The organism is Salmonella sp. SAL4457 (assembly GCF_046548235.1).
Lineage (GTDB): Bacteria > Pseudomonadota > Gammaproteobacteria > Enterobacterales > Enterobacteriaceae > Salmonella > Salmonella enterica.
The window spans coordinates 164,527-178,551 of sequence record NZ_JBGDZO010000003.1; the positions used below are offsets into that span (position 1 = coordinate 164,527).

Below are 14,025 nucleotides of genomic sequence, written 5' to 3' on the forward strand. Positions count from 1 at the left end.
CCTTAATGCGAGTTTTTTTAAATATCCATTCAATGGCTGCACATGCTAACATAACCAAATAAGATAGATAACGATAATTACTATCATTATCAGGGATATTACTATGTCATGCTCGTTTTCCGTGACGCGCGCGTTTGCCGTGCCCGGATTGTTGTTATTACTGAGTCTCGCCGCGGTTTTAAGCCTGGTCATTGGCGCGAAACCGCTGCCCGCCGCCGTCGTGCTGGAGGCGTTCACCGGCGTGTGCCAAAGCGCCGATTGCACCATCGTCCTGGATGCGCGTTTGCCGCGTACGCTGGCCGGATTACTGGCAGGCGGCGCGTTGGGTCTCGCCGGGGCGCTCATGCAAACACTCACTCGTAACCCGCTCGCCGACCCGGGGATTCTGGGCGTTAACAACGGCGCCAGCTTCGCCATTGTACTGGGCGCGGCGCTGTTTGGTTTCTCCACGCCGCTGGAGCAGCTTTTCATGGCATTTAGCGGCGCGCTTATCGCATCGCTGATTGTCGCCTTCACCGGTAGTCAGGGCGGCGGCCAGTTAAGCCCGGTCCGCCTGACACTGGCGGGCGTGGCGCTTGGCGCGGTACTGGAAGGACTGACCAGCGGCATCGCGCTGTTAAATCCAGAGGTCTATGACCAGCTTCGCTTCTGGCAGGCGGGATCGCTGGACATTCGTAGCCTGCAAACGTTGAAAGTCGCGCTCGCGCCCGTGGTTATCGCTGGGATCGTGGCGCTATTTCTGAGCCGAGCGCTGAACAGCCTGAGCCTCGGCAGCGATACCGCGACGGCGCTGGGGAGTAAAGTGGCGCGCACCCAACTTATCGGTTTACTGGCGATTACCGTCTTGTGCGGCAGCGCAACGGCGCTGGTCGGCCCTATCGCCTTTATTGGTCTGATGATGCCGCATATGGCGCGTTGGCTGGTGGGCGCAGACCACCGCTGGTCGCTGCCAGTGACGCTACTGGCCACCCCTGCTCTGCTGCTTTTTGCCGATATTATTGGTCGTCTGTTGGTGCCGGGCGAACTCCGGGTATCGGTCGTCAGTGCGTTTATCGGCGCGCCGGTACTTATCTTTCTGGTACGCCGTAAATCGAACGGAGGCGGCCTGTGATGTTTCTTTCTCGTCGGCTTATCGTAAGTTGCCTGCTTCTGGCGGCTGGCTGCTTCGCCATTGGCTTATGTAGCCTGCAAAGCGGCGCCGTGCCTCTTGAGACCGGGCAGATTATTGCCGCGCTGCTGGGCGACGCGCCGCGTAACATCACCCTTGTCGTAACCGAATGGCGACTACCGCGCGTATTAATGGCGCTGCTGATTGGCGCTGCGCTTGGCGTCAGTGGCGCGATTTTTCAGTCGTTGATGCGTAACCCGCTAGGCAGCCCTGATGTGATGGGCTTTAATACTGGCGCCTGGAGCGGCGTACTGGTCGCAATGGTTCTGTTTGGCCAGCATCTTACCGCGATCGCGCTGGCGGCAATGGCGGGCGGTATCGTCACGTCATTGATTGTCTGGCTGCTCGCCTGGCGTAACGGGATTGAAACTTTCCGGCTGATTATCATCGGTATCGGCATCCGCGCGATGTTAGTCGCCTTTAATACCTGGCTTCTGTTGCAGGCGTCGCTGGAAACGGCGCTCACCGCCGGCTTATGGAACGCCGGGTCGCTCAACGGTCTGACATGGGCAAAAACCTGGCCTTCGGCGCCGCTGATTATGGTGATGCTGACAGGCGCCGCGCTACTGGTGCGTCGTATGCGGCTGCTGGAGATGGGCGATGACAGCGCCTGCGCGCTGGGTGTTAGCGTGGAGCGGTCACGCCTGATGCTGATGCTGGTGGCGGTGTCGCTCACCGCTGCTGCAACGGCACTGGCTGGCCCCATCTCGTTTATTGCCCTTGTCGCGCCGCACATCGCCCGTCGTCTTAGCGGCACAGCGCGCTGGGGATTAACCCAGTCGGCGCTGTGCGGCGCATTATTACTACTGGCCGCCGATGCGTGCGCGCAGCAACTGTTTATGCCTTATCAGCTTCCAGTGGGCGTGGTCACCGTCAGCCTCGGCGGTATTTACCTTATCGTCTTGTTAATTCAGGAGTCCCGCAAAAAATGACCGAATCCGTAGCCCGTTTGCGCGGCGACCAGTTAACGCTGGGTTATGGCAGCTATACCGTCGCAAAAAACCTTAATGTTTCGATTCCGGACGGCCATTTTACCGCCATCATCGGCCCTAACGGCTGTGGCAAGTCAACGTTGCTACGCACGCTAAGCCGTCTGATGACGCCTGTTGACGGCCATGTCTGGCTGGATGGCGAACAAATACAGCGTTACGCCAGTAAAGAGGTGGCGCGGCGCATCGGATTGCTGGCGCAAAACGCCACTACGCCGGGCGATATCACCGTACAAGAGCTGGTCGCCAGAGGGCGGTATCCGCATCAACCGTTATTTACCCGCTGGCGTAAGGAAGATGCCGATGCCGTCGCCAGTGCCATGCGTGCAACAGGTATCACCTCACTGGCGGCGCAAAGTGTAGACACTCTGTCCGGCGGCCAACGTCAGCGGGCGTGGATAGCCATGGTGCTGGCGCAGGAAACGTCCATCATGCTGCTGGATGAGCCGACAACGTGGCTGGATATTAGCCATCAAATTGATTTGCTGGAGTTGTTAAGCGATCTCAACCGCGAAAAAGGCTATACGCTCGCCGCCGTCCTGCATGACCTGAATCAGGCCTGCCGATACGCCACGCATTTGATTGCATTACGCGAAGGTAATATTGTCGCACAGGGCGCGCCGAAAGAGATTGTTACCGCTGAGCTTATCGAAAAAATCTATGGACTGCGCTGTATGATTATCGACGATCCGGTTGCCGGGACGCCGCTGGTGGTACCGCTGGGGCGGCGATAGTCGCCCACACAGATGACAAAGCCGGATATCGCTATCCGGCTTTTGGGTAAATCAGACTAACCGCTCATCTATCGCCAGCGCGTTTTCCATTTTACGCGAGACCATCGCGTGACGCAGTAATACGCCGCCGCAGGCCATCATACCGCCAATCAACGCCGCCAGGATAATAATGACCGCTTTACCCGGGCCATCTTTTTTCACTGGCAGAGACGGCGACAGTTGATATTTAAACGGGGTAAACTTCACGTCACTCACATTCATTGCCGCCAGTTGTTCAACATGGTATTGACGGTTACGCAAATCACCGTCGATCTCGGCCACGTCCGTTACCCCTTTTTCAATTTCCAGTTTGCGGGAAATACCATCCGCGCCGAGAGAAATAGAAAAATCCGGATCATCTTTTACCGCCTGACCATTGCTGTAAACCGGTCTCTTAATACCGGCGGCGTTGGCGATTTCCAGCGAATAATGAAGACGTTGAATATTGGCATCAAGCTGATTTTTGAGACGCACCCGATCCATCGCCAGCTTTTCCTGCTCATAGCGGGTTTTGATTTCCAGCTGGTTACGAATATTTTCCAGCGTCTCTTTCACGACGATATCGGAGATGTACTGAATATAGCCAGCCAGCACTTTTTGCGCTTCTTCCCGCGTCGGCGCGGTAAAACTCAGCGTCCACGACGTGAATAACGACGTTTCATTTTTCTTGCCGACATTACTGTCCACCGCTTTCATTTTTTCGCTCAGCAGGACAATCGCCCGGTGAAGATCCTGCTCGTCTATTTGCGCGCCTTTTAATTGATCCATGACATACGGAGAAGAACGAAGATATTCTTCCAGCAGCGAGGGCGAGCTAAACTTTTTAATAAACAGATTAAATACGCTGCCCCGATCAACGCTTACCTCCATATCCAACACGCGCAGCGCGGTCAACGTTCTCTCCAGCCCCTGCCACTGTACCGACTCCGCCGGTGTGACAATCGCCTGGCTGGTCCATTTTTGCGGCAGCAGAAAGGACAGAAGCAACCCCACGCACGCAAAGGCGAAAACGGTAGCAAGAATACGACGTTTCGCCTGCCATAACACCTCTATAAGGCTAAACAAATCGATTTCATGACTGTTGGCGGGCGGCAGTGAACAACCTGCAAATGACTGATTTTTTTCTTGTTTTACATTAAGAGATGGCATGCCGTATGACCTGAAAACTTTATCCAATGAAAGAACACATTCCTGTCAGAGATTCTAACAGCAAGTCAGAATTATCCGAAACAATCTTTACGCGCCAGTGCCCGAAAAGCTAAATATTCGGAATTAAACTTGCCTGTAGCATGTATCACTTATGTTAAAAGAATTAATAGTTGCAATAAAAAACCCATAATAATTAGTAATTATTATGGGTTTCAGGATTTAATTTGTTAAAGGCAGAAACAACGCCCGTTATTTATTAATAAGTTCGCTGATGATGGGCCCGATAGTTTCAAAAGCGGAGGGAGAAATAATATCTACATGCGCGCACGGCTGGCGATAAATAGCCAAAGACGCTATCCACGGCGACCAGCTCTGTTCAGGCGATACGCCTTCCGGCACCGTTTTATCCGCCACAAAGAGCGTAGCATGTCCATCAAACGGTACGCTATGCGCCGTCGTCAGCAAACGGACGGCATCCGCATAATTGCCTTCAATGGCGGTAAATAAGGCTTCGGAGGCATTTCCCTGCTGCGCGGCGACAAACGCAGCGCGTTCACGTTCAATTTCCGCCAATACGTCCGGATTGAGGCCATTCGCCTCTTTTTCCCGCCAGTTTTGTGTTTCCGGCGGCCAGGTGTCCAGTAACCCCAAAAACGCCACCGTTTCGCCGCGTGCGCGCAACCGGGCGGCGATCCCTTGCGCCAGCGTCCCGCCCAGCGAATAGCCTAATAAATAATAAGGGCCATGCGGCTGCCGGGCGAGCAATGTCGCCAGATGATGTTCACATACCTCATCAAGAGTGGTTGCGGTTTGCATAGGGCCAGCGGGGCGCGGCGACTGAATCCCCATAATCGACCACGACGGGCTGAGATAGCGTGATAATACGCTAAATTGCCAGGCGAACCCCGACGCCGGATGGAAACAAAATAACGTTGGACCATCGCTTTCACGCAGCGGCAACAGCGGCCCGAACCCCAGATTGCGCGAGCGTTCGTCATCGTCAGTATCGAGCAGCTTACTTAACTGCGCCACGTCAGACGCCACCATCACCTGCCCCGGCGTCACCTGGCGGTTAAACGTCTGACTTAGCTGCGCGGCCAGTTTCATCGCCAGCAGCGAGTGTCCGCCCAGCGCAAAGAAATCACTTTCAACGTCGTTAATCTCACAGCCCAGCAGGCGGGAAAACGCCGCGGCGACAGCAATCTCCGTGGCGGACTGCGGCGCACGCCCTTTCACGCGCGGCGTCAGGTCCGGCAGCGGCAGGGCTTTGCGATCCAGCTTGCCATTAGCGCTAAGCGGCAAACCGGCAAGTTGCAACAGCACAACCGGCACCATATGCGCGGGAAGTTTTTGGCGTAATTTTTCCTGCAGCGCCGGTAAATCCAGCGGCAAACCGGAGTGCGACACCAGATAGCCGACCAGTTGCCGGGCATCCCCGCCCGTCGCCGCCGCCTGATTAAAGACGCAGGCATGTGCTACCGCCTGTTCAACATCCGGCAGCGTTTGCATGACGCGGTCAATCTCGCCCAGTTCAATACGTTGACCCCGAATTTTGAGCTGATCGTCGCTGCGCCCCAGGTATTCTACCGCGCCGGAATCCAGCCAGCGCGCCACATCTCCGGTACGGTACATCCGTTCGCCTGGCGCAAAAGGATCGGCGATAAAACGGCTGGCGGTAAGATCCGGACGCCCCAGATAGCCCTGCGCCAGTTGGATACCGGTAAGATAGAGATCGCCAGCCACGCCCGGCGGCACCGGCTGCATATGCGCATCGAGAATACGTAAACCGGTATTCCAGACGGGATAACCAATCGGGATACTGTTGCCGTCAACAGCCGCCAGCTCATCGCCACAGGCCGGATACCAGCTCACATCCACCGCGGCCTCCGTTGGCCCGTACAGATTGTGTAGCGGCGCGTTGGTTAACGTCTCCCATTCGCGGCACAGCGCCGTCGGCAGGGCCTCGCCGCTACAGAAAACGCGCTTTAAGGAAGCGCAGCTTTTCCCAGCCGACGCTGGCGTGAGCGAGGCAATAAAGGCCGCCAGCATCGACGGCACAAAATGAGTGGTCGTGACGCCGTATTGCGCAAAGAACCGTTGCATCGCGAGCGGGTCGCGGTGCGCTTCCGGTTCAGCCATCACCAGTTTCGCCCCGGCGATAAACGGCCAGAAAAACTCCCATACTGAGACGTCAAAACTGCACGGCGTTTTTTGCGCTACTACATCATCCGCCGTCAACGGATAGTGAGCCTGCATCCACAGCAGCCGGTTGACTATCGCCGTTTGTCCCACCATCACCCCTTTCGGCCTGCCCGTCGAGCCAGAGGTGAAAATGATGTAAGCGGTATGATGCGGTAACGACAGCCCCAGCGGAGTGGCGTCACTGACCGGTAGCGGTTGGCTATAACACAAATATTCCATCCCCGGAATATCGTGAAAGCGCGCCAGCTGCGCCTGAGTCGTAATTAACAGTTTCGGCTGCGCATCTTCCAACATCATTCGCAGCCGATCGTCAGGATAACCGGTATCCAGCGGCAGCCAGGCGGCGCCCGCCTCGACAATGCCATGCAGCGCTAAGGTCAGAAAAACCGACCGTGGCAACGCCACCGCCACGCTATCACCAGGCTGAACGCCGCGTTCCCGCAGCGCGTACGCCAGCGCCACAACCTGTTCGCGCATTTCACGGTAGGTAAAGTGATAATGCGCATCTGCCAACGCGGAAGCCTCTGGCGTTTTTTGCGCCTGCTGCGCCACCAAATCGCTAAGCGTGGCGGCGGGAATCGTTACCGCCGTATTATTAAGGTGTGCTAATTGCGTTTGTTCTTCCGCCAGCAGCATTTGCGCATCGCCGCAGCGCAGCGCCGGGTTATCCGCGAACTGTGTGATAAGCGCCATCAACCGTAAGGCATGGCGGGAGAGCGTGGCATCATCGTAACGCTGTGCATTCGCCAGCAATTCAATATCCAGACCGCCGTTTTCATCCGGAAAAAGCGCCAGTTCAAGATCGTTAACCGGCCCCGTCGCCAGGGTATGGGTTTGCGCCTGTATGCCAGGAAGATCCAGATGATAATCAAATACTTTTATATTGAGCACCGGGCCAAATAGCGGCGTCTCCCCTGCGGCTCGCCCGCTATCGCGTACAATCTGTTCGGCGTCGTAACGCTGGTGGCGGCGCATCTTCTTTAACTGCGCCGCAAGACGCTTCGCCAGTGTTGGCAGATCTTCCGTCGCATGAAGGTTAATCGCCAGCGGCAACACGTTAAGGACAGGCCCGGTCGCCGTTAACGCCGCCGATCCCATCCGCCGCATAAAGATAAATCCAGCGGCATAATCCATTCGCCCGCATAATCGTCCCAGCCACAACGTCACCAGCGCCAGGGCAAGATCCGCTCGCGGTATCTCAGGCATGTGCGCCGCCAGTTGGCGAAACGCCCCCGCCGGCGCGCTCAATTTCATACGCAGAATATCCGCGCTCGCCGACCGCCCCGGCAGCGGCGCGGCAGACATTGACGCCGGCGGCGGCAGCTCGCGGCGCTGCTGCGCCCAGAAGGCGCCGTCACGCTGCCAGGCCTCGCTCTGGCGATAGCGCTGATATTCCTCGACCACATCCGCAAAGGGGGTAAAAGGCGACTCCGGCGTAGGGGCGTCGCTCTGCCAGGCGCGATAAATCGCCGCAATCTGGCGGGTTATCGCCGGGAAGCTAAAGCCATCCACCAGCAAATGGTGATAGCGCTGATACCAATACCAGCGGGTATCATCAATGCAGATTAACTGGTGAAACGCCAGCGGCTTACCGCTATCTGCGCGCAGGTTTTGCCGTAAATCCGCCTGCATTAACGCCAGCGCCGCGTGATGCGGATCGGGCTGGTCGCGTAAATCGGCAATCGGGGGCTCGCCGAAGGTGTGCTCAGGATCTATCCATTGCCAGACCTCGCCGTTCTCTTCGGTAAAACGCATCCGTAGCGTATCCGCCTGTTGCATCCCTACCGCTACCGCTTTTGCCAGCAAGGGGGCATCCAGCTCGCCATTCAGTTCCACGTAGTGCGCCACGCTCCAGGCGGAGGGTAAATCAGAGAGTTTTTCCGCCATCCAGATCCCCGGCTGGGCGGCGACTAACGGTAAACGCTGCGTCATTTCGCCTCCTGCTTATCGGCATAATGCGCCGGATTCAGTGTTGTCCAGCGCGTATTAAGCCACTGCTGGCACGCGTCCTGCGATTGCGGTTCGCATACCACGTCCCAGCCTGCGGGAAGCGCGCACGCCGCTGGCCAAAGGCTGAATTGACGCTGCGCATTTTGCAGGATGTAAAACTGTCCCTGCGGATTATCGAAGGGATTACTGAACTCCATACTCAACTCCTGTCATGGACATGTGCCCGGTTAAAGCGTGTCGATAAGCGGCTGCCAAAGCAGCATCAGCCCTTGCGTTAGCCCGCCGCGCCAGCAAAGCGCATCGTGTCCGCCGTCAACCTGACGCCAGAAAATGGACTGCTGCGAGGTATTCAGTTGGGCATAAAGCGCCTGATTTGCCTGAAACACGATCGGCTCACGCACGCCGGCTTCCAGTACGATACGCAGTCCGCGCGCGCATAATGCGCCGGTTTTCAGCCGGGTAATGACTTCCCCCTCCGGCGGGGTGATGCGATGGGGCCACCAGAACGATCCTGACTGGCTTAGTACACAGCCAAAACGCGTCGGCCAGTTCAGGCCGGCATACAGCGCCGACAGGCCGCCAAAACTCTGTCCGGCGACCACCGTTCGCCCGGCATCATCGCTAAAAGGCGTCACGGCTCTGACTTGCGGCAACAGTTCCTGCTGCACCGCCAGCCAGAAGTCGGCATTGCAGGGCAACTCCTGGCTGCGGTGTTGAGTATCAATCGCGTCAATCAGCAGGTAGACGGCCCCAGGAAGCAGGCGTTGATGAGTCAGCGAGGCGAGCGCGGGCCAGACGGGCATATTTTCCGCCCAGAATTGACCGTCCAGCAGAATAGCCAACGGTCTTTCCTCCGGCGCCTCGTCTCCGGTCGTCAATATCCATACGCGGCGGGAGTTACCCAGACGTGCGCTATGCCACTGCATCATCAAAGGCGGCGAGTACGGCGTTTCAGGACGATCCCATCCCGGCTGAAGGGGCGCATCCGGCATTTCCAGCGCTGAAACCGCATGACCACGTCCTCCCCGCCAGCTTCGCGAATTAAGCGGGTCGGCAATCGCCTGCGGTAATAGCTGTCGCCAGCCTTCACGCAGCGCGTTCCGATCGGGCGTTTCGCCCGGCGCAAAAGCGGCAAAAACGTCATCGCGTTCGGTAGGAATAAAACAGTAGCAGCCGCGCCAGTTAGCGCTAAGCGCCGTACTCCAGCGCCAGACATCCGTTCCGGCAATACGCGCCATCGTCTGAGGCTGCGCGTTTTGATGATGATCGGTTACGCCAGTGATGTAGACCCAGACACGCCGTATCGGGGAGTGTGTTTCGTTTCCCTGCGGGTCGCGCCACCAAAAAGTGACCCGATAATTTCCGTCTTTTTCCCGTATCCATTCCGGCCCGGTTTTCGTCCTCCACCAGGCCTCACTTCCCGTTGCCAGCGCCTCTTTCATTATAACCCTTTGTTTATTATGAATTTTGTATATAAAAGGTGAAATATATTGATAATATTATTGATAACTATTTGCATTTGCAATAGCGTATTGTCGCGCTATGGGACGCGCGAACACAATTTCACCACCCGGCCAATGCCTTTGACGGGCGCTTTGGCTTATGTGGCTAAAGAAAAGCAGGATATACAATGAACAAGAAGATTCATTCCCTGACCTTACTGGTCAATTTAGGGATTTACGGGGCCGCTCTGCCCGTGATGGCGGAAGACAAAACCGATAGCGCTGCGCTCACCAATGAAGACACCATCGTGGTGACCGCTGCCCAGCAAAACCTACAGGCGCCTGGCGTATCCACTATCACCGCCGATGAGATCCGCAAAAATCCGCCCGCGCGCGACGTGTCAGAAATCATCCGCACCATGCCGGGCGTGAACCTGACCGGCAACTCCACCAGCGGTCAGCGCGGGAATAACCGCCAAATCGATATTCGCGGCATGGGGCCGGAAAACACCCTTATCCTGATAGACGGTAAACCCGTCACCAGCCGTAACTCGGTGCGCCTGGGCTGGCGCGGCGAACGCGATACCCGTGGCGATACCGCGTGGGTGCCGCCGGAGATGATCGAACGCATTGAAGTGCTGCGTGGCCCTGCCGCCGCACGCTACGGTAACGGCGCGGCGGGTGGCGTGGTCAATATCATTACCAAAAAAGGCGGTAGCGAGTGGCACGGTTCCTGGAATACCTATTTCAACGCGCCGGAACATAAAGACGAAGGCGCGACCAAACGCACTAACTTTAGCCTGAACGGCCCGCTGGGCGGGGATTTCAGCTTCCGCCTGTATGGCAACCTCGACAAAACGCAGGCGGATGCGCGTAATATTAACCAGGGGCATCAGTCTGAACGTACCGGGAGTTACGCCGACACGCTACCAGCAGGACGCGAGGGGGTCATTAACAAAGATATCAACGGCGTGGTTCGTTGGGATTTTGCTCCGCTTCAGTCTCTGGAGCTGGAGGCCGGATACAGTCGCCAGGGCAATCTCTATGCCGGCGATACTCAGAACACCAATACGAACCAACTGGTGAAAGATAATTACGGAAAAGAGACGAACCGCCTCTATCGGCAGAACTACTCTCTGACCTGGAACGGCGGCTGGGATAATGGCGTAACCACCAGTAACTGGGTGCAATACGAACATACCCGTAACTCCCGGATGCCGGAAGGCTTGGCAGGCGGCACCGAAGGAATTTTCGATCCCAAAGCATCGCAAAAATATGCCGATGCCGATTTGAATGACGTCACCCTACACAGCGAAGTGAGCCTTCCTTTCGATCTGCTGGTCAATCAAAACCTGACGCTGGGTACCGAATGGGCCCAACAGCGTATGAAAGACGAGCTCTCCAACTCGCAAACCTTTATGGGGGGAAATATCCCGGGTTACAGCAGTACCAATCGTAGCCCCTATTCAAAAGCGGAAATTTTCTCTCTGTTTGCTGAAAACAACATGGAACTGACCGACAGCACCATGCTGACGCCGGGGCTACGTTTCGATCATCACAGTATTGTGGGGGATAACTGGAGCCCGTCGCTGAACCTGTCGCAAGGTCTGGGGGATGACTTTACCCTGAAAATGGGAATCGCCCGCGCTTATAAAGCCCCGAGTCTGTACCAGACTAACCCAAACTATATTTTGTACAGTAAAGGTCAGGGTTGCTACGCGACTGGCGCGGGTACCGGCATCGGCTGCTATATGATGGGTAACGATGATCTGAAAGCCGAAACCAGCATCAATAAAGAGATCGGTCTGGAATTTAAACGCGATGGCTGGCTGGCCGGCATCACCTGGTTCCGCAATGATTACCGCAATAAGATTGAAGCGGGTACGGTGCCGTTGCAGCGTATCAACAACGGCAAAACGGATGTTTATCAGTGGGAGAACGTGCCGAAAGCGGTCGTTGAAGGTCTGGAAGGCACGTTAAACGTACCGGTTAGCGACACCGTCAACTGGACGAATAACGTTACGTATATGCTGCAGAGTAAAAACAAAGAGACCGGCGAACGCCTGTCGATTATTCCACAGTACACGCTTAACTCAACCCTGAGCTGGCAGGTACGTCAGGACGTTTCTCTGCAATCGACCTTCACCTGGTACGGCAAACAAGAGCCAAAGAAATATGATTATCAGGGTAACCCCGTTACCGGAACAGATAAGCAAGCGGTCAGCCCATACAGTATTGTTGGCCTGAGCGCGACCTGGGACGTGACCAAAAATGTCAGCCTGACCGGTGGCGTGGATAACCTCTTTGACAAACGTCTGTGGCGTGAAGGTAACGCGCAAACCGTCAGGGATACTCAAACTGGCGCTTATATGGCGGGCGCTGGCGCGTACACCTATAACGAACCGGGGCGTACGTGGTATATGAGCATTAATACCCATTTCTGATGGCAACCTTCCCTCCCTCATTCGGGGAGGGAATTGGCAAAAACGATGCTGACATCTCATTTTCCCCTTCCCTTTGCCGGACACAGGCTGCATATCGTCGACTTTGATGCGAGCAGCTTTCACGAACACGACCTGCTATGGCTTCCTCATCACGATCGGCTCCGGTCTGCCGGACGCAAGCGTAAAGCTGAACATCTGGCAGGCCGCATCGCCGCCGTTCATGCGCTACGCGAGGTGGGCGTCAGGACAGTGCCCGGTATTGGCGAGAAGCGACAGCCGCTATGGCCGGACGGCCTATTTGGCAGCATCAGCCACTGTGCGACAACGGCGCTGGCCGTCATATCCCGACAGCGTATCGGCATTGATATAGAAAAAATCATGAGTCAGCACACGGCGACAGAGCTGGCGCCGTCCATTATTGATAGCGATGAGCGCCAAATTCTGCAGGCGAGCTCGCTCCCTTTTCCGCTTGCCCTGACGCTGGCTTTCTCCGCCAAAGAGAGCGTTTATAAAGCCTTTTCAGACCGCGTCACGCTCCCGGGATTCAATAGCGCAAAAGTTACCTCGCTTACCGCCACGCACATCTCGTTACATCTGCTGCCAGCCTTTGCCGCCACGATGGCTGAACGTACCGTCCGTACAGAATGGTTTCAACGTGACAATAGCGTTATTACTCTTGTTTCTGCAATAACGCGCTTTCCCCACGACAGGAGCGCTCCCGCTTCTATACTTAGCGCAATCCCCCGATAAATGAGATCGCTATGGCGCTGAATGATTTTCACGTTTCTGAACCTTATACGCTTGGTATTGAGCTGGAGATGCAGGTGATCAATCCACCTGGCTACGATTTAAGCCAGGACTCTTCTACGCTGATCGACACCGTTAAGCCCCAACTTACTGCGGGAGAAATTAAGCACGATATCACCGAAAGTATGCTGGAGATGGCCACGGGCGTCTGCCGCGATATTGACCAGGCGGCGGCCCAACTTTCTGCCATGCAGCACGTTATTTTACAGGCGGCGTCGGAACACCATCTCGGCATTTGCGGCGGCGGTACGCACCCTTTTCAAAAATGGCAGCGTCAGGAGGTCTGTGATAATGAGCGCTATCAACGTACGCTGGAAAATTTCGGCTACTTAATTCAACAGGCGACGGTTTTCGGCCAGCATGTCCACGTCGGCTGCGCGAATGGCGACGATGCGATTTATCTTTTACACGGGCTGTCGCATTTTGTGCCGCACTTTATTGCGCTCTCCGCCGCGTCTCCCTATATGCAAGGATCTGACACCCGTTTTGCCTGCGCGCGCCTGAATATTTTTTCCGCTTTTCCCGATAACGGTCCCATGCCGTGGGTCAGTAACTGGCAAGAGTTTGCCGGACTATTTCGCCGTCTGTCTTACACCACGATGATCGACAGCATCAAAGATTTGCACTGGGATATCCGCCCCAGCCCGGCCTTTGGCACGGTAGAAGTTCGGGTGATGGATACGCCGCTCACCCTTGATCATGCCATCAATATGGCAGGGTTGATTCAGGCGACCGCGCACTGGCTGCTGACCGAGCGTCCCTTTAAACCGCAGGAACAAGACTATCTGTTATATAAATTCAACCGTTTTCAGGCTTGCCGCTATGGTCTGGAGGGCGTGCTAACCGATGTCTATACCGGCGACCGCCGTCGCCTGGCAGATGATACGCTGCGTCTGCTGGATAACGTTACCCCCTCAGCGCGCAAGCTGGGCGCCGACAGCGCCATTGACGCGCTACGTCTGCAGGTGAAAAAAGGCGGTAACGAAGCGCAATATATGCGGGAGTTTATTGCCGACGGCGGATCGCTGATAGGCCTGGTACAAAAACATTGTGAAATCTGGGCGGGACAATAGACAGCATATTTGCCTTACCAGGCGATAT

Annotated in this window: 10 protein-coding genes; 6 read left to right on the forward strand and 4 right to left on the reverse strand. The window is 56.0% G+C overall.

The window, feature by feature from the left end:
• The first annotated feature begins 103 nt into the window (after window positions 1–103).
• The 3 genes from fepD to fepC are packed head-to-tail and all read left to right on the forward strand — an operon-like array spanning window position 104 to window position 2,891.
• Window positions 104–1,111, forward strand: a complete 1,008-nt coding sequence (gene fepD / locus ACLJNW_RS11925) for a Fe(3+)-siderophore ABC transporter permease (protein ID WP_001277879.1) — start codon at window positions 104–106, stop codon at window positions 1,109–1,111.
• Window positions 1,111–2,100 carry an iron-enterobactin ABC transporter permease gene (gene fepG / locus ACLJNW_RS11930; protein WP_072209496.1) on the forward strand — a complete coding sequence of 330 codons (990 nt, stop codon included), beginning with the start codon at window positions 1,111–1,113 and terminating at the stop codon, window positions 2,098–2,100. Before fepD ends, fepG begins: the two co-directional genes overlap by 1 nt.
• Window positions 2,097–2,891 (forward strand): iron-enterobactin ABC transporter ATP-binding protein, encoded by a 795-nt coding sequence (gene fepC, locus ACLJNW_RS11935; RefSeq protein WP_000140620.1) that lies wholly within the window; start codon window positions 2,097–2,099, stop codon window positions 2,889–2,891. The genes fepG and fepC overlap by 4 nt, the downstream gene beginning before the upstream one ends.
• Before the next feature lie 51 nt (window positions 2,892–2,942).
• Here fepC and wzz(fepE) read toward each other — a convergent pair whose 3' ends face one another.
• From wzz(fepE) to fes, 4 genes are all read right to left on the reverse strand, one after another.
• Window positions 2,943–4,079, reverse strand: coding sequence for an LPS O-antigen length regulator Wzz(fepE) (gene wzz(fepE) / locus ACLJNW_RS11940; protein ID WP_001139572.1), 1,137 nt, complete (start codon window positions 4,077–4,079; stop codon window positions 2,943–2,945).
• A 249-nt stretch (window positions 4,080–4,328) separates the two neighbouring features.
• The gene (gene entF, locus ACLJNW_RS11945) at window positions 4,329–8,213 is read right to left on the reverse strand and encodes an enterobactin non-ribosomal peptide synthetase EntF (RefSeq protein ID WP_023204213.1); all 3,885 of its coding nucleotides are present in this window, start codon (window positions 8,211–8,213) and stop codon (window positions 4,329–4,331) included.
• Window positions 8,210–8,428 (reverse strand): MbtH family protein, encoded by a 219-nt coding sequence (locus ACLJNW_RS11950; RefSeq protein WP_000396006.1) that lies wholly within the window; start codon window positions 8,426–8,428, stop codon window positions 8,210–8,212. Before ACLJNW_RS11950 ends, entF begins: the two co-directional genes overlap by 4 nt.
• 30 nt (window positions 8,429–8,458) lie before the next feature.
• Window positions 8,459–9,673 carry an enterochelin esterase gene (fes, locus tag ACLJNW_RS11955; protein ID WP_023204212.1) on the reverse strand — a complete coding sequence of 405 codons (1,215 nt, stop codon included), beginning with the start codon at window positions 9,671–9,673 and terminating at the stop codon, window positions 8,459–8,461.
• A gap of 188 nt (window positions 9,674–9,861) precedes the next feature.
• Here fes and ACLJNW_RS11960 point away from each other — a divergent pair, with 188 nt between their 5' ends.
• The 3 genes from ACLJNW_RS11960 to ACLJNW_RS11970 are packed head-to-tail and all read left to right on the forward strand — an operon-like array spanning window position 9,862 to window position 13,997.
• Window positions 9,862–12,117 carry a TonB-dependent siderophore receptor gene (locus tag ACLJNW_RS11960; RefSeq protein ID WP_001034949.1) on the forward strand — a complete coding sequence of 752 codons (2,256 nt, stop codon included), beginning with the start codon at window positions 9,862–9,864 and terminating at the stop codon, window positions 12,115–12,117.
• 45 nt (window positions 12,118–12,162) lie between these two features.
• Window positions 12,163–12,867: an enterobactin synthase subunit EntD gene (gene entD, locus ACLJNW_RS11965; RefSeq protein ID WP_023204211.1), complete on the forward strand. Its 705-nt coding sequence runs from the start codon at window positions 12,163–12,165 to the stop codon at window positions 12,865–12,867.
• 11 nt (window positions 12,868–12,878) lie between these two features.
• Complete coding sequence (locus tag ACLJNW_RS11970) at window positions 12,879–13,997, forward strand: YbdK family carboxylate-amine ligase (protein ID WP_001196918.1); 1,119 nt, start codon at window positions 12,879–12,881, stop codon at window positions 13,995–13,997.
• The last annotated feature ends 28 nt before the right edge of the window (window positions 13,998–14,025 follow it).